Source organism: Paenibacillus sp. FSL M7-0656 (assembly GCF_038003225.1).
Taxonomy (GTDB): domain Bacteria; phylum Bacillota; class Bacilli; order Paenibacillales; family Paenibacillaceae; genus Paenibacillus; species Paenibacillus amylolyticus.
Genome location: NZ_JBBOOT010000001.1, coordinates 1,059,013 through 1,083,417, shown reverse-complemented (window position 1 = coordinate 1,083,417; position 24,405 = coordinate 1,059,013). Strand labels below are relative to the sequence as shown.

The following is a 24,405-nucleotide window of genomic DNA, read 5'->3' as shown; positions in this document are numbered from 1 at the left end:
AAATTAATTGCCACGCTTTAATCTGATTTCAGTTATGTCATAGGTTGTAGGGCCGATATTTTGAATACCAGATCTCATAATCGAATTTGCACCATCTGATGGAGTGTGATCAAGACCAATAGAATGCCCAATCTCATGACCTGCATTCGAGATTACCTCGTCTGTTTTAAAGTCGGCGCGCTCCATGTTATTATAATATATTGATACGTTACTAAAAGCCCAAGTATCACTGTGATTTGCTTCAACATAGCCACCTGAACTAGATAATTTATAAGGAGTGTAGTAACCAAAACGGTAAGGTATGCTGGTTACACCAACATAGTATTTATCAGGAGTCCCACTTGATGAGAGTACTCTTTTTAAATTAACTTTGCTTGATGTTTCATTCCACCTAAATCGAGCTTCATCAAATGCTGAAACATATCCATAAGAAGAAACTGAATCTGAGTACCATACATCATTGATGGCGGTGGATCTGCCTCCAGAATATCGAACCGCGTTAGCATCCGTTTGTAGTAAACCTAGACTCAAAGGAACAACGAAAAACCCTAAAAGAACTATTTTTTTAAACGTTTTAGAAATTCTCATCAGTTTAGGCACCTTCCTATGTAATATTGATTTAGCCCTAAAAAAGTATTTATAGATTTAACACCAGCACCTCCTTAGTTCATTTATACCAAATTAGGGAATAATTAAACTATAAGTGGAAATGATAGCGAATTCAATAGACAACTTTGGTAGCACTATAAAACAAGACTTTTACATAGACAAACAGGAGTCTGCAATTAAGCATCTCCTTTAGGGATTACTTGATTTTCTCATAAAATAACATATAAATAAGTCATCATTTTAAATAACCCTGTTACTATACGATTGATAATTTAAAATAGAGGGGGTTCAATTTTAGTGAAAAAAATGAGCTGGATTGCTTTGATTTTAGTCCTGATTTTGTACTTTGTTTCGATGTACTCACTATATTCTCATATGAATAATAAATGGCTAGTTAGTCCTCCCAACTATGTAATTCTAATTCTTTCTATTTTAGTATTAGCTATAGCTATACTTGGTTTCAAAGAAAATTTGAACAAGTCTACGAAGGTAAGAAGTTGGATCTCAACGGTTCTATCCTTAGCATTGATCTTCATCCTTTTGGGTGCTTTGTCATTTACATCGATATTTTCTGGGTACAAACAATTACTTACGACTACACATTCACCAGATAAGCACTATACTATAAGTTTCTATAAAACTGACGCTGGAGCCATGGGATCGTTTGGAGTTATGGGGGAATTAAAAGGCCCACTTTGGTTTAAAAGAGTATTTTATTATGAGGGAAAGACGGATCAGGTAGACTTGGAATGGGTTGATAACCATACAATTTCAATTAATGATCAAAAAGTTAATTTATTAAATGGTGAAACTGTACGCCGTAGCCCTTAATTTTATAAGATTTTTTTCTTAACTGATAGCTAAAGTGAAATTCCTTTACGGAGTTTCGCTTTTTTTTGCGTTTCGAGAAAAAGATGGATAGAAGAGAAAGTGATCATCATCAAAAATCCTTTGAGGTTTTATATGAATGAGTAGAAGAAGTTAAACATGTCGTGATTTTATACATTTATTGTCGTGAGTTTCTATTAAAAATAGATTAAGTCTGTGATAACTTATAGATAAATGTCAGAATATTATATAAGATGAATGTAACATTTACACGCAAACGAAGAGTGCAGAACCAATCTGTAGAAGCGAAGCGTTCACCTAAAAGCTTTCTGAAAGAAAGCTACATCGGAAGCATACGCTATCCCCGGATTTTCTCCATTAAGAAAGGTTTCAAAAAATACGGGGATAACAGTGATCGTAAGATGGTACTGCAATCGGAGTGGCTGAGTGTAAATTTTACAGATTCACCTTATATCCTATGGAGGTAAGACAACAGTGACCATTCGAATTGGAAAAATTAGCTTGTGGCATGTTCACGCATGGGATTACATCAAGCAGGCACAGGAACATGAGGATACAGTCATCGCCGCTGTGTGGGATGAAGATGCTAAGCGCGGACAGGAAGCGGCTGAACGTTTAAACGTACCATTCTATGCTTCACTCGAAGATATGCTGGCCAAGGATGACATCGATGCCGTTATTGTAGATGCGCCAACTCGCATCCATGAAGATGTGATCACCGTTGCTGCAAAAGCAGGTAAACACATTTTCACGGAGAAAGTTATTGCGTCGACACAGGTGGAATCCAACAGAATCCTTAATGAGGTAAAGGCAAACAAGGTCAAGATGACAGTCTCCTTACCGCGTCTGAATGCAGGATATACGCTAACGATACAGGATGTGCTTAACCAAGGATTACTTGGTAAAATAACTTATGTAAGAGCGCGTTTATCGCATGATGGAGCGATTTCGAACTGGTTGCCTGAACACTTCTATAATCTGAAGGATTGTCAGGGCGGTGCACTCATTGATCTGGGTTGCCATCCAATGTATCTCGCCAAACTCTTTCTGGGTCAGGAAGTAACAGGGGTTAATGCGAACTTTGGATATATTACAGGCAAAGAAGTGGAAGATAATGCAGTTGCAACCTTGTTTACGGATTCTGGAGCAGTTGGCGTTGTTGAAGCCGGTTTTGTGAACAGCCATTCTCCGTTTACGATTGAGGTTCATGGTACGGAAGGTACAATTCTGTACGGAACACCCGAAGAAAAGCTATTGATTCGCACGAAAGCAGCACAGGGACAGTATCAAGAGTGGACTGAACTTCCTTTGGCAGACCAAAGAGAAAGCGCATTCAATCAATGGGTTGCACATATACAGAATGATACGGATGCAACTGAAAACGTGCAGATCGCTATGGAGCTGACCCGTTTGATGGAAGCAGCGAATCTCTCTGCCAAAGAAGGGCGCAGAATTACTCTGAAAGAGTTGAAGGGTTAGTTTTAATAAAGGAGGTGTGCAATCTTGAGCCTGTATCCTTATGAGAAAATGCTTGAACGGCAGGATCTCCTGGAGAGACTGGATATTCTAATGGTATGGGGACATTATGAGATTCGCGTGATGCGATTTCATCTGACTTCTTTTCCAGCGGGCCGAGTTGTGGATTTCCATAATCATGCGGAGTTTGAGTTTCATTTTATCCCGAGAGGTAAAGGTAAAGTTATTCTGGATGATCAGACACATGCACTCTCGGAAGGTATGCTGTATTTGACTGGACCAGGTGTCGTTCATTATCAGGAGGCTGATGCCAAAGAGGACATGGATGAACTATGTCTTCATGTGGATATCGTTCACAAGCCAAGAGAGCATGTCGATCCCTGGGAAGCAGCAGAATCCGAGGAAACGATGGAAAAGCTGAGAACGCTTCCGCTTACTCCGGTGAATGATTATCATCGGGCAATGCATTGTTTTTTGGAAGCCTACGAGGCATGTGATCAGAAATTGTTAGGTTATTATACGTCCATTAAACAACTAGTCATCAGCATATTACTCAAAACCGTGCGAGCATACGACACCGGGGGGAATCGACCGGAAGCCCCTGTGCGGGATATGTCGGTATATCGCTATGAGTATGCACTACAGTATATGGAGGCGAATCACCCTTCAGTGGTCACGCTGGAGCATGTAGCTGAGAAACTTCATATTAGCAGCAGACAATTGCAGCGAATCTTCTACCAAGTACAGCCGGAGATGCCGTTCAGCCGTGTACTGGAGGATATTCGTCTGCGCGCCGTGTGCCGCAATCTGGAGGAAAGTAACGTATCCATTGAACAGATCGCACTTGCTTCAGGATTCAATAATGCCAACTATTTGCATGCTGTATTTCGCAAACGTCTGGGGATGACCCCGTCGGCTTTTCGCAAAATGAAACAACCAATACTTAAGTGAGGGTGAATATATATGAGTAAAGTATATCGTATCGGAATTATTGGCTGTGGTGGAATCGCGAATGGTAAACATCTGCCGAGTCTGAGTAAACTGGATAATGTTGAACTGGTGGCTTTCTGTGATATCGTTCAGGAACGTGCGGATGAAGCCAAACAGAAATATGGCACTACTGAAGCCGAAGTCTACACGGATTATCAGGAATTGCTCAAGGATGAGTCTTTGGATATTGTGCATGTACTTACACCGAATATTTCTCATGCCGAGATTTCAATTGCTGCTCTGGAGGCAGGCAAACACGTGATGTGTGAAAAGCCAATGGCGAAGACATCTGCTGAAGCACAGCTCATGCTGGAAGCGGCAGAACGTACCGGCAAAAAACTGACCATCGGATACAACAACCGTTTCAGAGAAGACAGTCAGTATTTGAAGAAGGTGTGCGAAGCAGGTGACCTGGGTAATATTTATTTTGCCAAAGCACATGCGATTAGACGTAGAGCAGTACCAACATGGGGTGTTTTCCTGGATGAGGAGAAACAAGGTGGCGGCCCATTGATTGACATTGGTACGCACGCACTTGATCTGACGCTCTGGATGATGGATAACTATCAACCAAAAGTTGTGCTGGGTACGACCTATCATGAGCTTTCACAACGTGAAAATGCGGCCAATGCCTGGGGCCCGTGGGACCCAAAACAATTCTCCGTAGAAGACTCGGCCTTTGGCATGATTGTAATGGAGAATGGGGCAACGATTATGCTGGAATCCAGTTGGGCACTGAACTCACTGGATGTGGATGAGGCGAAATGTAGCTTGAGCGGTAGCGAAGCGGGTGCGGATATGAAGAACGGACTGCGCATCAATGGTGAGAAATTCAGCCGTCTATACACCAATGAGATTGAACTGAGTGCAGGCGGGGTAGCTTTCTACGATGGTAAGAGCGAGAGCGCACCGGATGTTGAGATGAGAAAGTGGATTGAAGCGATTGAGAACGATCAAGAGCCAGTCGTTACACCGAAACAAGCGCTGGTTGTATCTCAAATCCTGGAAGCACTCTATGAATCTGCTCGCACAGGTAAGGCTGTGTACTTGAATAACGGTAGCGAAGCATAGAAAAGGCTAAAAACAATAGATTACAAAACCCTTTGTCCTGTTATTTGGGGCAGAGGGTTTTTGGTGTTTTAGATACTAGCTATTGGTCCATACCAGACTCTGTTTCGGCACATATGATGAGAGAAAAATGAGCTGAAAAGAGGGTATGTCTTGACTAAACACAAAATGGGTCATGGTGTTTCCATTGTTGTATGTACCAATCGGCCGCAATTTTTTGACAACATCCTGCAAAATTACAATCGGCAGCGTTATAAAAGCAAAGAGCTGATCATTGTCCTGAATCATGACAGTATGAATCTGGCATTATACCAAAACCGGGTTCGGAATCTTGCCAATGTTCATGTATATCAAGTTCCGGAGAGCATTTCCCTAGGACAAAGCCTGAACGCTGGCATGACAAGGGCACGCTTTTCGTTGATTGCCAAATTTGATGATGATGACTACTATTCGCCGTATTATTTAACAGAGCAGGTGAGAGAACTTAGACGGACCAAAAGTGATATTGTGGGTAAACATTCGTGCCTCGTCTATTTGGGCGCATCCAAGACATTGTTGGTCAGATCTCCTGCTGAAAAAAATAAACCGGTTGAATTTGTTCAAGGGGGCACTATTTTATTCAAAAGAGAGATCTTGAAAAAAGTCCGCTTCACGGACCGTTCCATAGGGGAAGATGTGACCTTCCTGAGACAATGCAGAAAAAGAGGATTCAAAGCGTACGCGACCTCTCCTTACAATTATGTCTATCACCGCAGACAGAACAAAAAGAGTCATACCTGGAGAGCGGATGACAGCTTTTACCTGAGGGGAAGCAAAAAACTTGCGGTTACAGAGGATTTCAAACCCTATGCCAATAAGAAGTATAGAGGAGAATAACGAAAGCGAAGATGCATCTGCTGCGTGTAGATGCGTCTTTTTTGTGCCAAAATGCTTCAATTTGGAGGTGATTAGAAAAAAAATATGAATTTACTTGAAAAAAAGTATTGCATATAAGTTTAGTCGGAATTATATTAATGGTATAAGGTCTAGACCATATACAGATCGGAGTGTTTAGATGTCCAGTACGTTTTCATTTCGTTTTGAGAAAGTATCCACCAAAAAGGTTAGTGAGTTCATTAGGGAACAACTGGAAGAAGCCATTATTTTGAAAGAATTAATGAGTGAAGAACAGCTTCCAGCCGAGCGAGATCTGGCAGAGATTTTTAACGTAAGCCGGATTACTGTTCGCGAGGCACTCTCTTCACTGGAAGAGAAAGGCTTGATAGAGAAAAGGGTGGGTGCCAAAGGCGGAACATTTGTACTGCCTCTGACAGCCAATTCGCATAAACGGACCAGAGAAGAAATTAAACGGGATTGGTCACAGATGCTGAAGGTGTTCGAATATCGAACCATCATCGAGCCAGAGGGAGCTTTTCTCGCTGCTGAGCGGATCACCGCAGGCGAACTGGAGTTGCTTGAGGGTTACATGGAGCAAAGTATAGAGCCAGACTGCACAAGGGAATGGTTCAGGGCGCTGGATGTGAAATTTCATCTAACCATCTCCAAGGCTTCGGGGAATCCATACTGCGAGAGAGCCGTCAGACAGATCCGGACGAAAATTAATCCGGCGCTTGACTTGATGCCTTATGATGACCGGATACGTACCGTCAACCACGGTGTACATATGGAGATTCTTGAAGCATTGAAAGCCCATGATAGCACTAAGTCTAAGGAGACGATGAAAAGGCATATCGAATTCTCAGCGGATGCAATCTATGCCCGTTTGGTTTCTGAATCGGACAAAAATGAAGGGAATGACAGCAAATGAATCGTTCAGAACTAATACAGCTGGCTCAGCCACTACAAGCCCAGTTAAGTGCTTGGCGCAGAGATTTACATGAGCATCCGGAGATCGGTTATGAGGAGCATCGCACATCTGCTATCGTAGCTGAGCATCTGGAAAGCCTGGGGTTGGAAGTTACACGCAATGTCGGACAGACCGGGGTTACAGGCCTGCTTCGCGGAGAGACCGACGGACCAACCTTTGCTCTGCGCGCAGACATGGATGCCTTGCCAATCCAGGATCAGAAAGCGGTGGAATACCGTTCGCAAGTAGAAGGCAAAGCGCATCTGTGTGGGCATGACGCTCACACCTCCATCCTGATGGGAGCCGCCCAACTGCTTACTGGTCTTGGAAGACCGAAGTCAGGCAACATCAAATTTATTTTCCAGCCAGCAGAAGAGGGACTTGCAGGTGCAAGAGCCATGATCCAGGACGGCGTTCTGGAGAATCCAAAGGTTGATGCCATCGCAGGATTACACATGACACCTGGACAGGACACGGGAACCTTGGGCGTAAGTCAGGGCGTTGCTTTTGCATCAGCTGATCCCTTGATTATCAAGGTGTTTGGCAAGGGTGGCCACGCAGCTCGTCCGCATGAGGGTATTGATGCAATCGCGGTATCCGCTCAGGTCATCACCGCATTGCAAAATATCGTCAGTCGGATGGTTGATCCACTTGAACCGGCAGTAGTCACGATTGGCAAAATCACGGGAGGTTATATGGGAACAGCCATCGCCCCCGAAGTGGAGATGATCGGTACGGTTCGTACACTCTCACCTGCCATTCGTGAGCGGATGCCAGCTCTGATCGAGCAGGTTGTTAAAGGGGTCTGTGATTCATTCGGAGCAGGATGCGAAGTTGTCTACGGCGATGGATACCCTGTTGTCGTGAATGATCTCGGCATGGTTGACCTGCTAACAGAGACTTGTGATCAGGTTAATGCGGAGAAGGGATGGACTTATATCAAACCCTCCACAGGGGGCGAGGATTTCGCGTTTTATTGTGAACAGGTTCCGGGTGTGTTTTTCAGACTAGGATCTGGGAATGATGAGGAACGTACTCGCTATCCACTCCACCATCCCATGTTTGATCTTGATGAGACAGCGATGCCTTATGGTGTGGGCATGTTGTCTGCAGTGGCACTTGAATTTTTGGCACGGAATACAACTTCTGAGGGGGAGCAATCACAATGAAAAAAAGACAATGGACAGGCTTGTGGATCACGTTACTGGCAGTCGTAATGGTACTCAGCGCTTGCGGAGGAAAATCGACAAGCACAAATGATGGTTCCGCAACAGAAGGAACTGGCAGTGGAAGCGCAAGTACAACACTGACCGTTGCTGCGGCAACCGATATTGAGAGTTTTGATCCGCACAACAACAACAATACTTCCAGTGAGGCGGTTCTGGTCAACGTTTTTGATTATCTGATCAAAAATGACAGTGAACAGAAAAAAGTTGCGGGACTTGCGACATCATGGGATCAAGTCGATGATACAACGTGGAGATTTAAGCTGCGTGAAGGTGTTACCTTCCATAATGGCGATCCATTCACTTCAGCAGATGTAAAATACACGCTGGAGCGCGTAGCCAAGGACGAGACACTGAAACAAAACAGTTATTTCAAAAATATCGTAGAAGTTAAAGTGGTGGATGACTATACCGTAGATATCATCACAGATGGTCCAGATCCGTTGCTCCTGAACCGTCTGTCCAAAATGGGAGCAGGCATTCTGCCAGCAAAATATATTGCGGATAAAGGATTCGATGCTTTCCTGAAACAACCAGTAGGCACAGGCCCTTATAAGTTCAGTAAATGGACCAAAGATGATCGTGTGGAACTGGTAAAAAACGAGAATTACTTTGACGGTGAACCAAAATGGAATGAAGTGGTATTCCGCGTTATTCCTGAAGCCTCCACACGTGTATCCGAATTGCTTGCTGGTGGTGTAGATGTGGCGTCTTCCATTCCCTCCACTGACATTGCCCGGATCGAAGGCGAAGCAGATAAGAAGATTGTCAAAGCGCCAATCCAGCGTGTGCTTCAGTTGATATTCCGTCAGACAGAAGGTAGCATCACAGCTGATCCGAAAGTACGTGAAGCGATTGACCTGGCTATCGACAAACAAGGGATCGTGGACAGCATTGCCGGCGGAGCAGGTATCGTAACCCGCACATCCGTAACACCAGGCAACTTCGGTGCTGATCCTTCATTGTACAAAACATCACTTTATGATCAAGCAAAAGCCAAACAGTTGCTGCAAGAAGCTGGCTATGCGGAAGGTGAAGCCGAGATGACTATCTCCGTTTCCGCACAATACAAAGAACAGGCTGAAGTTGTTGCAGCAATGCTGGAACAAGCCGGATTCAAAATCAATCTGGATGTCCTGGAAGCAAGTGCATTCAGTGAACGTTACAGCTCCAAATCATTCAAAGAAATCTTCATGATTGGTATTGGTAACTCCTTGTTCGATGCTTCGAATAACTACAATCGTTATATGTTGGAAGAAGCAAAAGGCGAGTCGGATTACAACAACCCTGAAGTAGAGAAACTGCTTCAATCGGCATTGGTGAACATGGACCCTGCGTCTCGTGAGAAAGAGTATCAGCAAGTACAACAGATCTTCTCTGAAGAACGCCCAGCCGTATATCTGTACCAAATGGAAGGTGTCTACGGAACAAATGCTAAAGTGAACTTCGCGCCACGCAGTGACGAGATGTTCTATGCTGACGAGATTACACCTGTTGCACAGTAACATCGGGTATAACAACCGGTCATTGAAAAGATAGGCCGTGAACGGCAGGGACTGGATAACCATGTTCCTGCCGTTCTTTTTTAAAAGGGAGGTGAACAAGGAATGGGCAAATACGTACTTAAGTCACTACTGCAGATCATTCCGGTGCTGTTCATTGTTTCATTAATTGTATTCATTTTGGTTCGAGTCACCGGTGATCCGGTTGCGTTAATGTTGCCTGAAACGGCTACCGCTGAAGATCGTGCTGTCTTGACGCAGGCACTTGGTTTGGACCAGCCTTTATATACGCAATACGTGAAGTTTCTGGGCAGTGCGATAAAGGGAGACTTTGGTCAGTCTTTTCGCTACAATCAGCCTGCGCTAGAGCTTGTGCTGGAGAGATTGCCTGCCAGCTTTGAACTGGCTGTAGCCGCCATGTTTTTTGCTGTACTTATGGCTGTGCCACTTGGCGTCATTTCAGCTGTCAAACGCAATACGTTTACCGATCTCATTATTTCAGGAATATCCGTCATTGGTAAGGCGATGCCAAACTTCTGGATGGGGATTATGCTTATCCTCTTGTTCTCCGTCATGCTGGGCGTATTGCCGGTATCCGGTCGCGGAGGATTGTCACATCTGATCTTGCCGGCATTTACACTTGGCGTTGGACTGGCTGCGCAGATGACCCGACTGATTCGTTCCAGCATGCTGGAGATTCTCAACCAGGACTATATTCGAACAGCTCGCAGCAAGGGGCTTGGCCGAATGGTTGTCATTGTGAAACATGCGTTTCGGAACGGATTAATTCCTGTCGTAACGATTATGAGTTTGCAGTTTACAAGTCTGATCGGGGGGACTTTGATTACGGAAACAGTATTCTCCTGGCCTGGACTGGGTCAGTTGCTGGTCGTTGCAGTCAACACACATGATATGGCGATTGTACAGGCAGCGGTGTTTGTCATTGCCTTTATCGTTGTAGTAATCAACATCTTGACGGATGTAGCTTACAGGCTGCTCGATCCGCGCATCAAATACGACTAGAAGGAGGTGCAATCATATGACAGGCAGCAATGAAATGCCAATTCCGGGTACAGAACAGGAAAAAGACAATGGGCGTGCACCAACGGGATTTCGTTATATCTGGCAACAACTGATTATCAGCAAGACCGGAATGTTTGGTGCTGTGCTTGTATTGTTGGTTGTGTTAATTGCCATAGGTGCACCTCTATTGACGAGTCATGATCCGGCAGCGGTGAATCCGCTGGGCCGACTTAAACCACCAGCATGGCTTGAGGGCGGAACGGCCGAATACTGGCTGGGTACCGATAATCTCGGCAGAGACATGTGGAGTCGAATTGTATATGGTGCCCGAGTTTCCTTAATCGTGGGGATGGGTGCCGTGATTGTGTCAGGAATTATTGGCGCGATTCTGGGGCTGGTATCCGGATTCTACGGGAAATGGCTGGATGCTGTCATCATGCGTGTAGGTGATGCATTCATGGCGATTCCAACCATTCTGTTCATGCTTGTTGTGATGGCAATTGTTGGCCCGGGTATTACAACGTTGATCTTTGTCATCGGGGTGACGAACTGGGTTCCATTCACTCGTGTGGTAAGAAGTGAGGTTCTTAGTATCAAAGAGCGTGATTTTGTTCATGCGGCCAGATCGATTGGTGCCAAGAATGGAAGATTGATTCTGAAACACATTCTGCCGAATATCCTTTCATCTTTTATCGTCATCTGTGGTATGAATGTCGGCACAACGATTATTATGGAAGCTTCACTCAGTTTCTTGGGTCTAGGTATCAAACCACCTGATGTATCCTGGGGAGGGATGCTCAGTGATGGCAGACAATACGTTGCAACAAGCTGGTGGGTCGCTACATTCCCGGGACTAGCCATTACATTTACCGTACTCGGTGTTATTTTCCTTGGAGATTGGCTGCGTGATGTGCTTGATCCACGTACGGAGACAACCCATAAATAAACGGAGAAGGGAGCCATCATTATGAATCAAAGACCAATTATGCCGGAGGATCTGCGTCATTATCGTTGGATAAGTCAGCCGGTGATCAGTCCTAACGGACAAGTGGCTTATGTGGAACAGACCATAGATCAGGATAAAAACGAATATAACACGCAAATTCGAGGGATTTCCCTCGATGGTGATGAAGATATTGCACTTTCGGATGGAACAAAGGATTCCTCACCTGCTTGGTCGCCGGATGGCACACAGCTCACATTCATTCGCTCAGTGGATGGTGGCAAAGGACTATGGACGCTCCATTCAGATCAAAAAGAGCCTGTCATGCTGATATCTCCCGCACGTAAAATTTCAAGTTATATCTGGTCACCGAACGGGCAGTACATTGCGTTTACCAGCAAAGTACAACCGGAGGACCAACAGAAGAAAGCAGACGTCCAACAGGAGTCTGTATCTGAGCTGCGAGGTAAAGTCTTCGAGCGTACAACGCCGAAGGCGGAAGGGGCTGGTTGGTGGGATGGTCAATACAGCCAGTTGTTTGTATATGAGATCAAAAGCGGGGAGATCACGCAGGTGACTTCCGGGCTATGGAATATCAGTGCTCCAGCATGGTCGCCAGATAGCAAGCAGCTTTCTTTCATTTCGAAACAAGTAGAGGACGAGGAGCTTGATGCGGATCTGCTGTACTTTACCGATGTATACAGCATTCGATTGGGAGAGAGTGATCTGTTCAAAGTGACGGATTCCAGTCTGGCGATAAGCCAATTCTCCTATTCGTCCGACGGGCAGCGGCTGATCCTGATCGCCAGTGATCGTGAGTATGGAAGCGGGAGCCACAACAGCTTATACGGTGTTCCCGTTCATCGAGGTATACCCAGGCCAATCGCACCTCAATTAGATATGCAGATTGGTAACGCGGCGCTTGGAGATATGAAGTCGGCAGGTGCGTCACCTTCTCCTATCTCGGATGCCCATCATCCAGAACGTGGTGTATATGTACTCGGAACACATAACGGGAATGTGGACGTGTATCGCATTCAAGAAGATGGGAATTATCAAGCTGTGACGGGCGCTGGTGAAAAGGATGTGTATCAGTATACCTTAACGCCAGATGGTACCTCGCTGATTATCGCTGCGTTAACGGATGAACGCCCTGGAGAGTTATATCGCGTGGATATCGACAGTGGTGAAATGTTCAGACTCACCCGGCGTAATGATGAATTCATGGCTGAATTGGCTGTAAATGTGCCAGTCCGTGTAGAGTTTACGTCCTCCGATGGATGGCCGCTTCAAGGTTGGTTAGCTACACCGGCAATACGCGACACCGATGGAAAACTGCCACTGATTTTGCAGATTCATGGTGGACCCCACGCAATGTATACGGGAACATATAGTCATGAGATGCAGACACTCGTTGCGCAAGGTTATGCTGTGCTGTGGATCAATCCTCGCGGAAGTATGGGATACGGTCAGGAGTTTGCCAGAGCTTGCCGTGGTGACTTTGCCGGAGGGGATTACCGGGATCTGATGGAAGCTGTTGATTATGCCCTGGCTACATACGATTTCATTGATGCATCACGTCTGGGTGTAGCGGGTGGCAGTTATGGCGGAGTGATGACCAACTGGATTGTAGCGCATACCCACCGTTTCAAGGCGGCTGTAACCCAGCGTTGTATCTCCAACTGGTTGTCCATGTATGGAACGAGTGATATCGGAATTTCCTATGTCGAGGGAGTCATTGGTGGTAATCCGGCGGAAAACGCTGAATACCTGTGGTCTCGCTCACCTCTTGCCCATGCACATCACATTGAGACGCCACTTCTGATCATGCACGGAGAGCAGGACTATCGGACACCGATTGCGCAAGCGGAGGAATTATATACTACGCTAAAACGATATGGCAAAAAGACCAAACTGATTCGTTATCCGGGCTCCAACCACAGTTTGCTGAAAAGCGGTAAACCTTCATTACGTATCGATAGCTTCGAACAGGTGAATGCCTGGTTCAATCAGTACCTCGGGAATGAGGAGGGCGAGCAATGAATCGAACTCAGCTGTCCATTCCTGTAGGGCTTCTTGTAGAGAATGTTCTGACAAGTGGGGAACCAAAAGAAGTGATTATTGAATGTTTACAACGTCGAGACTATTCCCGTTTGTTGCCTCTGGTTAAGGAATCCGCGATGGATTTTGATGAAAGACTACAGACAGCAGATGATATCGGAGACGATTGGGAAAAGGCGATACGTCAAGGTTATGAGTTCAAGTTTTTGCATATTAACGGGTTGAAACGATTGCTCGATTTCCGGTTTGACCGTAAGGTGGATCGGGATTACGTTCAAGATGAGTTGTCTCTGAAGAATATTCGTTTGACCGCACAAGAGATTGAACTGCTACAATCGTTAATTGGCAGGCAGTGGATCGTGCAAGCAGAAGAAACAGAGGCAGCAGAAGAAGGTAGCAAAGAGAGTGGGATATCCTCCCGCATTCCTGTCCGTATTCAATTGAAGTTCCCTTAATATGGACCAAGAAGAAACCGCGATGATCGCGGTTTTTTTGCTATGTACAGGTAGAAATGAGGACGGCTGAATTCAAAAGTTGAAATTGGACTTTACATGATTTATATTTATATTAAATGATATTATAATCTATCAAAAAATGCAGGTATAAAGAGGGGGACCTAGGATGTCCATTTCAAATGTTTTTGGAAAAATTCAAATATCGGATGATGTGATCTCCAAAATTGTCGGCAAGATCGCGAATACCACCAGTGAGATTTCCTCCATGTCGACAGGACTTATAGAGGGCATCACCAAAAAGTGGAGCGGGAAAAGTCTACAAAATGGCATAGATATCCGCAAGGTAGAATCAAGACTGGAGATAAACGTAAAGGTTGTCGTTTGTTATGGAACAAAAGTGCATGAAGTCTGCAGGGAATTGCAAAACAATGTGAGATTACATGTGGAACAGCTGACCGGATTAACCATTGATACGGTGAATGTGATCGTTGAGGGGTTATCATTCAACCAACCTGCTACGAGGTTTTAGTCCAATTTCAGCTACCTAGAGGAGTGACAGCGATGAATAAGATTTCCATAACAAAAGCCAGTCCACAATCATTAGTCGGCGGGCAACTAAATCAGATGGCACTTGAATATATGGCCTATTCGCTTGCAGGTACCAAGGATAAAGGCATTATAGAGAAAACTTTTAACAAGTTATGGCGTTCGAATCAGAACCGATTCAGTCACCAGTACGCTTATGAAGCCAAAAAGGATAACCAAACGCTGGGCATGATCATGTGTTATTCGACTACTATAATGAACAAACTTGCTTTGCCAACGTTCTCCAAGCTGTTTGAACTTCGGAAATGGAGCTTGATTAAGTATAATCTCCAACACTGGAAAGAGTTCTACTCCATGGTGACATTAAAAGAAGCGGAGAACGACGAGTACCACATCGGAACATTGGCTACCTTGCCTGAAAGCAGAGGACTTGGTGTAGGGACACAGCTCATTCATTTTGCTGAGGAGCAAGCTATAACACAAGGTCTGTCCAAATCTTCACTTACGGTTAAAAAGGAAAACCTACTAGCTATTAAACTCTACGAGCGTTTGGGATACCAGAGAGTAGGAGAAATCAATAAACCTTCGTTATCCCTGTACAGGATGTCCAAAAAACTGGTGTAATGCTTTCTGATAGGGATAAAACAAGCAGCTAACTGGAGAGTTTCATATATATAAGCCCACATTGGAACAGTTAAAAGTGTGAGCTGGAGGGGCGCTTTATGCGTTCCTTTTTTAGTTTTCAGAGTTTTCACTCATAAAAAAAGTAACTTGACTTTTGCGGGTATTTAAGCAGGTACTTGACAGGGGTGTGGTATAGTATAAAAAGTTCTTTTAATGAAGAAAGACGGAGAAATATACAATGTGGGGTGTAACCAGTGTATCAATATAAGGATCAGGAATATGAAGCAGTACATTTTGAGGGACGTGACCTGCGCTATGGAGAACTCATAAGCTGTGTTTTCAAACAGTGTACATTTATGAACGCTTCTATGGAAGAAATTGAAACGAGTAACTGTCGTTTTATCGAGTGTGACTTCAAAGGGGCTTCCATGAATGGTTCGATTCATACGGAATCGGCTTTTGAAAACTGCACCTTCGGTGGTGCAAATCTCTTTGCTTCCAAATTCAGCTCCTGCAAGATGACAGGCTCAGACTTCTCTGGTGCGCAAATGGATGGCATTACCCTGAGTCACGGCGATTGGTCCTACACAAATCTGAGACATACACGTTTGGGGAAACAGGATCTGCGAGGAATTCGTTTCTATGAGGCTGACTTTACGGACACGGATTTCACCAAAGCGGATTTGAGAGACTGTGATCTTACCCGAGTTGTATTAAGCAGAGCCAAGTTGCAAGGAGCCGATCTTAGAGGGGCTAACCTGGAAGGCATCGATCTGAAATCACTGGATATCAAAGGTGTACGTTTGGATCGCGAACAAGCCGTTCTGTTTGTACGCTCGTATGGTGCGAAAGTAGACTAAGTTGAGTTGAACATACACAGCATGAAGCCGCCATTAAGGCGGCTTTTTTGACGTTAAAGCTTTCCCATTCAAGCAAATTGGCAGGAATAAGAGATCTAAACAAGAAGTAGTTAACATAAGTTTCAACTAAAAGGAGGTTATCATGACCGTCACATTAATTATTATTGTCGCTATTATTGTCTTTGGGCTTACAACAGGCACGATCACTACGATTATGGCATTTAAACTGCTACGTAACAATAAAGAGAAACATCACCTTCGCAAGAGCATTCTGATGGACGGAATTCCAACAGAAGCAATAATTCATGATATTGTGCAGACATCATCCAGTAGGGATGGAAGGCCTGGCGTGCGATTGGATCTGACTGTAACCCAAGTTGACGGCCGCACCTTCCCAACAATTGTAGAGACTTATATTCCAATCACACATATTCCCCATTTTCAGAAAGGAAATGTCATTAACGTAAGATACATTGCGATGGGGAATGAACGAAAAGTTGAGGTAGAGGATGCCTACCTTCCGTGAGGTGCCGCATGGTGGTAAGCTTCGGTTATCAGGCATATCAAAAACCATTACCTGAAACAAATCAGGTAGTGGTTTTTGATGTGAATTTAATTGAGTTAATCCTCTTCTTTTGACATATTTCGTATATACCTCGCTTTGTTTCATGAAATGAATTTCATTACGTTTTAACGCTGTGCTTTGGGGCTCGTTTCAATCGCACAGCAACCCAACTCATAATCAGAGCAGCAATGAACAGAAATACGGTCACACCTGCAATGACAACAAAGAAGGATTGGTCAAATGCAGCAAAGGCGGCATTTTTGAGCGATTCAGCAGACGCAGCAGGCAAGCTTTCGGCAGCGATAAGCGCTTCATCCAAACTGTCTTTCGCATTGGCTGGCACACTAATTCCCACAGGAATCTTCATAGCGATTGTGTAGAAAAGGGTCGACATGCTGCCGATGATCGCAATACCGGATGCTCCGCCCAGCTCATAACCCACTTCCTCAATGGAAGCGGCCATGCCCGCTTTGTGTGGTGGGGCATAACTCATAATGGAATGTGATGCAGCGGTCATCCCTGATCCAAGACCTGCACCAAGCAGTGCCAAGCCGATAATCTGCCCGGTGAACCCAGCATTGAAATACATCAGATACGTCCCCATGCCAAGGGCAGCGATGAAGAGAGTGAAGCTTTTGATATATACAACATCCACACGGTGCATAATGGCCCCCGTAACAGGTCCGGCAATGAGTGCTGCAACAGGTATGGATACGGTGAATAGTCCAGCCTGAAGAGGTGACATGCCTTCCACCAGCTGAAGCCGCTGAGTGACCATATATTGCACACCCATTTGTGCGAACAAGCCAACCAGTGCGGTAATAAAGCCGGTGCTGAATCTTGGGATTTTGAATAAGGACAGATCCAGCAGCGGATTGGGACTGTTATTCTGACGGCGAATAAAGATGATCAGGGACAGAACACCGATCACAGCAGCTATGATAGCGAGTGTCAGAGATCCTTCGCGTCTTGTGAATTCCTTAATGGAATAGATAATTCCGACCATGGCAATCATGATCTGAATGGAACTGGTGAAGTCCCACTTTTTCGAGGTATCCCCTTGATGTTTAGGGATCATTTTCAAGGCGAATACAAAAGCGATAATGGCTATGGGCAGGTTAATCAGAAACACAGAACCCCACCAGAAGTGTTGAAGAAGCAGTCCACCAACAATCGGTCCCAATCCAGCACCACCTGATGCAATGGAACCCCAGATGCCGATTGCCAGTGCGAGTTCTCGCTCATTCGTAAACGTAACTCTGATAATCGACAATGTTGCTGGCATCATCATGGAGGCACCTACGGCTAGGAGAATTCTGCTCATGACTAGCACAGCCGGTACTGGAGAAAAGGCAGCAGCAAGAGAAGCAACAGAAAATACGACCAAGCCCAGGGTAAATATTTTTTTATGACCAAGACGGTCCCCGAGTGTTCCCATTGCAGGAAGAAGACCCGCCATGACAAGGGAGTAACCGTTCAGAATCCATAATTTCTCCGAAGCAGATGCACCGAGATCATGGGTCAAGCTGGGTAAAGCGGTGTACAGGATGGTCATATCCATCACAATGAGTAATAGTGCACTTGAGACAATAACAAGAATCATCCAACGTTTGAATTTAGACATGTTTCCCTCCGGCGATATGAATAACTTACAATTCAAAGACTAAACTATCGGGTAACCCTATAGTCAAACTTTTCTTTACACACTATAATGCATGTATATTGATAAAACTTAGACTACATATGACCATGGAGGGCCCATAGATGGCTGGACATCACGCACAACATTTTACCACCAGTGAATTTGCCAAGATCTGCGGAGTGACCAAACATACCTTGTTTCATTATGACGAGATTGGGCTGTTAAAGCCTGAATATACCAATGCCAAGGGCTACCGCTATTATGGTATGCAACAAACGTATGTGCTGGATGTCATACATGTGCTGAAGAAGGCAGGAAGCTCACTCCAAGAGATTAAGTCGTTTATTCAAAATCAGAATACACCATTGTTAATTGAGCTGTTTGAACAGAAATTAAAGGCACTTGAGTCGGAGCAACAACGAATCAAACGTATGCAAAAGCTGCTAAGTGGTGCCATTGAAATGACGAAACAAGCCACGGATGCTTCTCCTGAAGGGCTGCATATCGAACAATGTGAGCTGGAGTATTTTATTGCTGTACAACTGGAGCAAGGGGATGGGGATAAGGAATTCTTCCGTAAGTTCATTGAATACAGGAGCCATTGTGATGAACAGATGATCGACTATGAGTTTCCGGTATGGACGATCTTAACTCAGGAGCACTATGAGGCAGGAGAATACTATCCGGATTACTTTGGCAACAAAATAAAAGCTCCCATTCCAGGGGAAACGATATGGATTAAGCCAAAAGGGATGTATGCCGTCATGAATCATCGAGGTTCATACGAAAGCATGCCGGAGACGTATTCCCTCATGAAAGAGGAGATAGAAAAAGAGGGACTGCAAGTCTGTGGACATGTGTATGCACTGGACCTGCTCACTTATTTTGCAGAAAGTAACCCCGATGAGTACATCATCAAAATTTACGTAGAGGTGTGTAAGCCAGAAAACACAATGGTTTAACGGTACGGGGATGGAAGATGAGATCGAGGCTACACTGTCTTGACCCATATCGTATTCCATGTTAAGTTTTCTGTATTAAATTTTGAACTTTCAAAGGGGGGATAGAGTCATGACTGAATTAGAGGTTGTGGATGTTTATGTGGACCTGTCAACAAACATGAACAGTGGCATGGTTCACAATATGACTAATCAGAATCCGGCACTTTGTCCTCCTATGCATAGATCTACTTGGCGCTGAGTGGTTTATCGCCAGGTTTCTTTATTGTATAAGCGAATCTAAATTCTGATTATGTTCAAATATTAAAGTGAGGGAATCCATGCCATGTTCTATGGTGAAATCCCGTCAGTTTACTTTTATATTTCACATAAAAAGGATGATATGCATGTCTTTAATCAACGTTACCAACCTGACCTTTGCTTATGAAGGCAGTTACGATAATATATTTGAAAATGTTAGTTTTCAGTTGGACTCCGATTGGAAATTGGGTTTTACCGGAAGGAACGGCAGAGGCAAAACGACTTTCCTCAATCTGTTGCTTGGCAAATATGAATACAGCGGACATATCTCTGCGAATGTTAGCTTTGAATACTTTCCTTTCCAGGTAGAAAATAAGGGAGCCATGACCGTTGATGTCATCAGCGAGATTCATCCTGAATATCTACACTGGCAAGTTGTGCGCGAGCTTAACCTGTTAAAAGTGTCAGAAGATGTGTTGTATCGGCCTTTTGATACGTTATCCAACGGAGAACAAACAAAGGTGATGCTGGCTGCTTTGTTCCTGAAGGATAATCGGTTTCTGCTCATTGATGAACCTACCAATCATCTTGATCTTCATGCAAGACAAATTGTCAGTAATTATCTTGGCAGCAAGAGTGGATTTATTTTGGTATCTCACGATCGGGCGTTTCTGGATCACAGCGTGGACCATATCCTTTCCATCAATAAAAGTAACATCGAGATTCAGAAAGGCAATTTCTCCGCTTGGTGGGAAAATAAAAGAAGGCAAGATCAGTTTGAACTTGCGAGTAATGAGAAATTAATAAAGGATATCAAGCGTTTATCCGATTCAGCCAAACGGACCGGTGGATGGTCGCATGAAGTTGAAAAAACCAAAAATGGTACGAGAAATTCCGGTTCCAAGGTGGATAAAGGATATATTGGGCACAAGGCTGCCAAAATGATGAAACGTTCCAAAAATATCGAACAAAGGCAGCAATCTGCGATTCAAGAGAAATCCAAACTTCTCAAAAACATCGAGAGTGCAGAACGTTTACAGATTCATCAGCTGGATTTTCACAAGCAGGAACTTGTTGAATTGGAACATGTGTCGATATCATACGGCTCCAATACGGTGTGTAAGAATGTCAGTATCACGGTTGAAAACGGGGGTCGTATTGCCCTGTACGGTAAAAATGGATCTGGCAAATCAAGCATTCTTAAACTGATCTGTGGTGAAGATATCCCTTATACAGGTCTTTTCCGAAAGGATCATCAGCTTAAAATCTCGTATGTGTCGCAGGACACGTCCGATCTCGGAGGGCATTTATCTGAGTATGCGGCCACACAGGGGATTGATGAAAGCCTGTTTAAATCGATACTTCGAAAGTTGGATTTTTCCAGACTGCAATTGGAGAAAGATATCTCAACGTTTAGCGCAGGTCAAAAAAAGAAAGTGCTCATCGCTAAAAGTCTTAGTGAGAAAGCTCATCTGCATATTTGGGATGAACCACTCAACTTTGTAGATGTCATTTCACGTATGCAGATCGAAGATTTACTCTTGGAATACTCGCCAACCCTGCTTTTTGTAGAGCATGATCGTGAATTTTGTACAAATATTGCAACGAGAATCATCGAACTGTAAGTAACGTGAAAGATAACCATGTTAAGAGCCGCCAAATGGCGGCTTTTAGTATTACTCGTGAGGAAGTATGCTATAATTTTATAATCTCATCCAATCATTTGATGGATGACTAGATCAATTGTAGACTAATTCGCCAAGAGGTGTAATACCAATGAAAAAGGAAATGACAACAATCAAACAAACCAGGCTCCATTCCATTTTGGACGAGGCCACCAAATTGCTGATTGAAAAACCGAATGCTTCCATGAATGAAATTGCGGAATCTGCAAAAATCGGAATCGCTACGTTACATCGATACGTGGAAAGCCGCGAACAGCTTATGGTATATCTCGGATTACGCGCAATCGAGGTGGTCAGTGAGACCATGAAAGAAATCCAACTGGATGAGGAGCATTGTGAAAAGTACATACCTGAGCTGATCGAGGCGCTGATTCCATTAGGCGACAAAATTTATTTTCTGGCTCATGACACCACCATTAACTATAATCCCGAGATTGAGGGAGCAGATCTGAAACTGAGAGAACCTGTATTACACGCGGTCGGTCTGTTACAACAGAAAGGTTATTTCCGCTCCGATCTCGATAAAACCTGGATTGTCGATGTGTTGTATTCCATCATGTTCCTGACGTGGCAGCAGGTTGTAAGTGGTCATATCGCGAGAAAAGCAGCCCCTGCGCTTGTGGTGGATACGTTTTATCATGGATTTAAGCAGAGATGAAAATAGGGGTGAGATTAACTCAACAGCATCAGCTCGTTACTCGATGACCAAATGATTTCATAAAGTCGCTAATTTAGCGGCTTTTTTTGCTTGTTTACATGTATATAGACCTGTTCAAGCAGAGACATTGAACTAATCTATTCTAGGTATCCGAGAACTTAGCAAAACCAACTATAAACAAAATGAACGATTACATAACATTATTTGTCTTATTAATGAGAACACGGCAAAGGGGGGGATAGAATGACTGACAGAGAAATTTTTGAATTGTACAAAGAGCAAGTTTATTACTTCTGTTATTATCTGATGAAGAATCAAGCAGATGCCGAGGACATTTGCCAAGAAGTATTTGTCAAAGTTATTTTGGCTGACAGAACTAAGGTAAGGAATATGAAATCATGGATATTGCGAATTGCTTCAAATGAGTGTCATAACGTTATGAGAAGACGGAAATCTGGATGGTTGAAAGAAATGCGGCATTATTTGTTGTCCAAATCCCAGAGTTATAACCCTGTGGAAGAGGGTGTGTACCATAGGGAAACAAAAGAAGAGCTACGAGGATTATATAGTGGGCTTCCTGACAAGATTAGGATGGTTGTTGTCCTTCGATTTATCAATGATTTGACTGTACCTGAGATATCTAAAGTTATGAACATACCTGAAGGGACTGCAAAATCCAGATTAAACAAAGGGTTAAAACTTCTCAATAAAATGGTTGAACCTCAACTAAAGGAGATGAGTAATAATGAATCAGTATTCTAATAAGGAAAAAAACATATCTCCTCCGGATTATGACTTGATGTGGACAACCATTGAAAAAGAAGCACATAAACGACGAGTCAATCTGAATTCTTCACAAAAGCCTGCTGGATATCGAGCTAAAGCAATTCCTATAAGCATCATTTTTACTTTTTTCTTACTTGTTGCTATTCCTGTATTCGCCAGTATGACGATTGATTGGGATCGAATCGGAGGCCGGGGCGTTGCAAGCGCAATAAATAATGGTATCGGTCAGCAATATGATCTTCAGTCCGCTAGTTCAGGTGTGACAATGAATTTAAGCGGTGTTGTAACAGATGGAGAAAAAATGAAAATGCTCATATCTCTGGACACATCAATCGATCTTTCTCCATATAGTGAATTTGCGACTGAGGAAAATACTATAATAGGAGAATCCGATGCGAGAGCGAACGTATATGGTTATTTGGGGCACGATCCTGATAGTCAGAAACTCATTGGGATCTATGAAACAGCTGATACTTTAAAAGGTGGTACCAAAGAGTTTACATTCGAAGCAAAGAATCTTATCCTTTATCGGGATAGGGATATTTTCCTGAAATCTAATCAACATACTGGAGAATCAATGGTTACTGGTGTTTCACAGTTTCCGGCGATTCATATTGAATCGGTTAGACATGCAGATAATCAAACGGTCATCCGTTATAAAGTCGAGGTAGCAGCATCAGATTTGGAAAGCGTCAAACCTCACTTGAGAGTTCATACCGGGTCCCAGGTTGTAGATGCTATTCCGACCATCTTGCCTAACGAAGAAAAAGGATTGTTGATTGAACAGGTATTTGATATATCGGAAGCGGATTGGGCGAATGCGAACCTTCATTTCAATTATGTTGAAGCAGCAAAACGATTGACAGGTACTTGGAAATTCGATTTTGTCGCAAATGGGAAAAAAGCAAGTGAGGCGATATATACGAAAAAACTGTATACCAATCCTGAATTCCAAGCAAAAACCGGTGTTACTTTAGATCAACTTGTGATTACTCCATTGAATCTTCAGATTTTAATTGATGAAGAAGGTTCATATACAGAAGGTATTGTTCAATATAAATCGATTCAGATGATTATAGATGATAAAACAATCACAGGGGTGCAAGCCACGAAAGGGGGGCGTTCTGAAAATAATCAGCAATTGTTTGATTTTGAATCTCCTGAGTGGTATCAAAACTGGTCTGATGTTCCAATGAAACTCATCTTAAAAGATGCCATTGTTCAGAAACGAGATACAACTAAAAACTGGATTCATTTAAATGAACCCAAGAAACAAAAGCAATACACCAAACTCACTGTCGATGGACTTGAAATACAATTTTCTTATTATAGGGATGGGGAGAAATTAATTGTAGAGTCATATTCCAAAACGCCTAGTTTCAGAGGTATTAACCAAACAATGCTTCGGATCAATGGCAAAGAAGTCTTTCCTGAAATTAACCCCCAAGGGATGACACCTGCAAAAATTCATATAGATACCTACAAAGATATTCCATTTGATGGACATATTGAACTGAATCCGGGCATCTATAAATACAGCGATCCGGACAAAAATGTAGAGATTCAACTGTAGATAAAGTAATTCATAATTTGAGCTTGATGAACAATTTAACACCTTCAGAGAGAATCCGTTACATGAGGAACGGAGACTCTCTGAGGGTGTTTTTTTGCGTTCACAACAGCGTTTCTCAGTGCGCAAGCTACAAAAACTTGATTTTCTCACATATTCAAATATTAACAGAGTTCAGAATTTAAGATTTTCAGTTTACAAAAAATGATATAAATTTCTAGT

24 protein-coding genes are annotated in these 24,405 nt (G+C 43.6%); 22 read left to right on the top strand and 2 right to left on the bottom strand.

All coding sequences use genetic code 11. From position 1 onward, the window contains the following. Window positions 1-3: 3 nt before the first annotated feature. The gene (locus MHI01_RS04645; RefSeq protein ID WP_340982627.1) at window positions 4-588 is read right to left on the bottom strand and encodes a hypothetical protein; all 585 of its coding nucleotides are present in this window, start codon (window positions 586-588) and stop codon (window positions 4-6) included. Window positions 589-915: 327 nt separating this feature from the next. On the opposite strand from MHI01_RS04645, the gene MHI01_RS04640 reads away from it, so the two are divergent. The 17 genes from MHI01_RS04640 (at window position 916) to MHI01_RS04560 (ending at window position 16,604) form a co-directional block, all read left to right on the top strand. Then, entirely contained in the window at window positions 916-1,440 is a 525-nt protein-coding gene (locus MHI01_RS04640) for a DUF5412 family protein (protein WP_340984826.1), read from the top strand. Window positions 1,441-1,691: 251 nt separating this feature from the next. Beyond that, a complete protein-coding gene (locus MHI01_RS04635) occupies window positions 1,692-1,925 on the top strand; it encodes a hypothetical protein (RefSeq protein WP_340982626.1) in 234 nt (77 codons plus the stop codon). A 7-nt stretch (window positions 1,926-1,932) separates the two neighbouring features. Further along, window positions 1,933-2,937: a Gfo/Idh/MocA family protein gene (locus tag MHI01_RS04630; protein ID WP_340982625.1), complete on the top strand. Its 1,005-nt coding sequence runs from the start codon at window positions 1,933-1,935 to the stop codon at window positions 2,935-2,937. 24 nt (window positions 2,938-2,961) lie between these two features. Further along, a complete protein-coding gene (locus tag MHI01_RS04625; RefSeq protein WP_340904382.1) occupies window positions 2,962-3,885 on the top strand; it encodes an AraC family transcriptional regulator in 924 nt (307 codons plus the stop codon). A 12-nt stretch (window positions 3,886-3,897) separates the two neighbouring features. Beyond that, on the top strand, window positions 3,898-4,995 hold the full coding sequence (locus MHI01_RS04620) for a Gfo/Idh/MocA family protein (protein ID WP_036608277.1): 1,098 nt from the start codon (window positions 3,898-3,900) through the stop codon (window positions 4,993-4,995). A gap of 150 nt (window positions 4,996-5,145) precedes the next feature. Then, window positions 5,146-5,868 (top strand): glycosyltransferase, encoded by a 723-nt coding sequence (locus tag MHI01_RS04615; RefSeq protein ID WP_253508185.1) that lies wholly within the window; start codon window positions 5,146-5,148, stop codon window positions 5,866-5,868. 178 nt (window positions 5,869-6,046) lie between these two features. Beyond that, window positions 6,047-6,799 carry a FadR/GntR family transcriptional regulator gene (locus MHI01_RS04610; protein WP_127545888.1) on the top strand — a complete coding sequence of 251 codons (753 nt, stop codon included), beginning with the start codon at window positions 6,047-6,049 and terminating at the stop codon, window positions 6,797-6,799. Further along, on the top strand, window positions 6,796-8,007 hold the full coding sequence (locus MHI01_RS04605) for a M20 metallopeptidase family protein (protein WP_076317980.1): 1,212 nt from the start codon (window positions 6,796-6,798) through the stop codon (window positions 8,005-8,007). Before MHI01_RS04610 ends, MHI01_RS04605 begins: the two co-directional genes overlap by 4 nt. Continuing rightward, the gene (locus MHI01_RS04600; RefSeq protein WP_127545891.1) at window positions 8,004-9,569 is read left to right on the top strand and encodes an ABC transporter substrate-binding protein; all 1,566 of its coding nucleotides are present in this window, start codon (window positions 8,004-8,006) and stop codon (window positions 9,567-9,569) included. Before MHI01_RS04605 ends, MHI01_RS04600 begins: the two co-directional genes overlap by 4 nt. 102 nt (window positions 9,570-9,671) lie before the next feature. Beyond that, the gene (locus tag MHI01_RS04595; protein WP_253508187.1) at window positions 9,672-10,589 is read left to right on the top strand and encodes an ABC transporter permease; all 918 of its coding nucleotides are present in this window, start codon (window positions 9,672-9,674) and stop codon (window positions 10,587-10,589) included. 16 nt (window positions 10,590-10,605) lie between these two features. After that, on the top strand, window positions 10,606-11,535 hold the full coding sequence (locus MHI01_RS04590) for an ABC transporter permease (protein WP_340032905.1): 930 nt from the start codon (window positions 10,606-10,608) through the stop codon (window positions 11,533-11,535). Window positions 11,536-11,556: 21 nt separating this feature from the next. Continuing rightward, complete coding sequence (locus tag MHI01_RS04585; protein WP_340032906.1) at window positions 11,557-13,575, top strand: S9 family peptidase; 2,019 nt, start codon at window positions 11,557-11,559, stop codon at window positions 13,573-13,575. Continuing rightward, window positions 13,572-14,048, top strand: a complete 477-nt coding sequence (locus MHI01_RS04580) for a hypothetical protein (RefSeq protein WP_076327708.1) — start codon at window positions 13,572-13,574, stop codon at window positions 14,046-14,048. Before MHI01_RS04585 ends, MHI01_RS04580 begins: the two co-directional genes overlap by 4 nt. A 166-nt stretch (window positions 14,049-14,214) precedes the next feature. Continuing rightward, window positions 14,215-14,577 (top strand): Asp23/Gls24 family envelope stress response protein, encoded by a 363-nt coding sequence (locus MHI01_RS04575; protein ID WP_340982624.1) that lies wholly within the window; start codon window positions 14,215-14,217, stop codon window positions 14,575-14,577. A 32-nt stretch (window positions 14,578-14,609) separates the two neighbouring features. After that, window positions 14,610-15,218: a GNAT family N-acetyltransferase gene (locus MHI01_RS04570; RefSeq protein ID WP_340982623.1), complete on the top strand. Its 609-nt coding sequence runs from the start codon at window positions 14,610-14,612 to the stop codon at window positions 15,216-15,218. Between the two features lie 254 nt (window positions 15,219-15,472). Next, window positions 15,473-16,078: a pentapeptide repeat-containing protein gene (locus MHI01_RS04565; protein ID WP_340982622.1), complete on the top strand. Its 606-nt coding sequence runs from the start codon at window positions 15,473-15,475 to the stop codon at window positions 16,076-16,078. 142 nt (window positions 16,079-16,220) lie between these two features. After that, window positions 16,221-16,604 carry a hypothetical protein gene (locus tag MHI01_RS04560; protein ID WP_340982621.1) on the top strand — a complete coding sequence of 128 codons (384 nt, stop codon included), beginning with the start codon at window positions 16,221-16,223 and terminating at the stop codon, window positions 16,602-16,604. Window positions 16,605-16,761: 157 nt separating this feature from the next. On the opposite strand, the gene MHI01_RS04555 is transcribed toward MHI01_RS04560, so the two are convergent. Continuing rightward, window positions 16,762-18,267, bottom strand: a complete 1,506-nt coding sequence (locus MHI01_RS04555) for an MFS transporter (RefSeq protein WP_340982620.1) — start codon at window positions 18,265-18,267, stop codon at window positions 16,762-16,764. A gap of 140 nt (window positions 18,268-18,407) precedes the next feature. Here MHI01_RS04555 and MHI01_RS04550 point away from each other — a divergent pair, with 140 nt between their 5' ends. From MHI01_RS04550 to MHI01_RS04530, 5 genes are all read left to right on the top strand, one after another. Continuing rightward, window positions 18,408-19,247 (top strand): MerR family transcriptional regulator, encoded by an 840-nt coding sequence (locus MHI01_RS04550; protein ID WP_340982619.1) that lies wholly within the window; start codon window positions 18,408-18,410, stop codon window positions 19,245-19,247. Window positions 19,248-19,630: 383 nt separating this feature from the next. Then, window positions 19,631-21,109 carry an Lsa family ABC-F type ribosomal protection protein gene (locus MHI01_RS04545; RefSeq protein WP_340020289.1) on the top strand — a complete coding sequence of 493 codons (1,479 nt, stop codon included), beginning with the start codon at window positions 19,631-19,633 and terminating at the stop codon, window positions 21,107-21,109. A 151-nt stretch (window positions 21,110-21,260) separates the two neighbouring features. Beyond that, window positions 21,261-21,827, top strand: a complete 567-nt coding sequence (locus tag MHI01_RS04540; protein WP_036608234.1) for a TetR/AcrR family transcriptional regulator — start codon at window positions 21,261-21,263, stop codon at window positions 21,825-21,827. Between the two features lie 243 nt (window positions 21,828-22,070). Beyond that, on the top strand, window positions 22,071-22,589 hold the full coding sequence (locus MHI01_RS04535; protein ID WP_101314039.1) for an RNA polymerase sigma factor: 519 nt from the start codon (window positions 22,071-22,073) through the stop codon (window positions 22,587-22,589). Further along, on the top strand, window positions 22,573-24,186 hold the full coding sequence (locus tag MHI01_RS04530) for an RNA polymerase subunit sigma (protein WP_101314040.1): 1,614 nt from the start codon (window positions 22,573-22,575) through the stop codon (window positions 24,184-24,186). The genes MHI01_RS04535 and MHI01_RS04530 overlap by 17 nt, the downstream gene beginning before the upstream one ends. Window positions 24,187-24,405 lie beyond the last annotated feature (219 nt).

Bases quoted from the DNA above. Each gene is read 5' to 3' on its own strand.
- MHI01_RS04645 (WP_340982627.1), bottom strand. From the start codon at position 588: ATGAGAATTTCTAAAACGTTTAAAAAAATAGTTCTTTTAGGGTTTTTC.
- MHI01_RS04640 (WP_340984826.1), top strand. From the start codon at position 916: ATGAGCTGGATTGCTTTGATTTTAGTCCTGATTTTGTACTTTGTTTCG.
- MHI01_RS04635 (WP_340982626.1), top strand. From the start codon at position 1,692: ATGAATGTAACATTTACACGCAAACGAAGAGTGCAGAACCAATCTGTA.
- MHI01_RS04620 (WP_036608277.1), top strand. From the start codon at position 3,898: ATGAGTAAAGTATATCGTATCGGAATTATTGGCTGTGGTGGAATCGCG.
- MHI01_RS04610 (WP_127545888.1), top strand. From the start codon at position 6,047: ATGTCCAGTACGTTTTCATTTCGTTTTGAGAAAGTATCCACCAAAAAG.
- MHI01_RS04605 (WP_076317980.1), top strand. From the start codon at position 6,796: ATGAATCGTTCAGAACTAATACAGCTGGCTCAGCCACTACAAGCCCAG.
- MHI01_RS04600 (WP_127545891.1), top strand. From the start codon at position 8,004: ATGAAAAAAAGACAATGGACAGGCTTGTGGATCACGTTACTGGCAGTC.
- MHI01_RS04595 (WP_253508187.1), top strand. From the start codon at position 9,672: ATGGGCAAATACGTACTTAAGTCACTACTGCAGATCATTCCGGTGCTG.
- MHI01_RS04590 (WP_340032905.1), top strand. From the start codon at position 10,606: ATGACAGGCAGCAATGAAATGCCAATTCCGGGTACAGAACAGGAAAAA.
- MHI01_RS04585 (WP_340032906.1), top strand. From the start codon at position 11,557: ATGAATCAAAGACCAATTATGCCGGAGGATCTGCGTCATTATCGTTGG.
- MHI01_RS04580 (WP_076327708.1), top strand. From the start codon at position 13,572: ATGAATCGAACTCAGCTGTCCATTCCTGTAGGGCTTCTTGTAGAGAAT.
- MHI01_RS04575 (WP_340982624.1), top strand. From the start codon at position 14,215: ATGTCCATTTCAAATGTTTTTGGAAAAATTCAAATATCGGATGATGTG.
- MHI01_RS04570 (WP_340982623.1), top strand. From the start codon at position 14,610: ATGAATAAGATTTCCATAACAAAAGCCAGTCCACAATCATTAGTCGGC.
- MHI01_RS04560 (WP_340982621.1), top strand. From the start codon at position 16,221: ATGACCGTCACATTAATTATTATTGTCGCTATTATTGTCTTTGGGCTT.
- MHI01_RS04555 (WP_340982620.1), bottom strand. From the start codon at position 18,267: ATGTCTAAATTCAAACGTTGGATGATTCTTGTTATTGTCTCAAGTGCA.
- MHI01_RS04550 (WP_340982619.1), top strand. From the start codon at position 18,408: ATGGCTGGACATCACGCACAACATTTTACCACCAGTGAATTTGCCAAG.
- MHI01_RS04545 (WP_340020289.1), top strand. From the start codon at position 19,631: ATGTCTTTAATCAACGTTACCAACCTGACCTTTGCTTATGAAGGCAGT.
- MHI01_RS04540 (WP_036608234.1), top strand. From the start codon at position 21,261: ATGAAAAAGGAAATGACAACAATCAAACAAACCAGGCTCCATTCCATT.
- MHI01_RS04535 (WP_101314039.1), top strand. From the start codon at position 22,071: ATGACTGACAGAGAAATTTTTGAATTGTACAAAGAGCAAGTTTATTAC.
- MHI01_RS04530 (WP_101314040.1), top strand. From the start codon at position 22,573: ATGAATCAGTATTCTAATAAGGAAAAAAACATATCTCCTCCGGATTAT.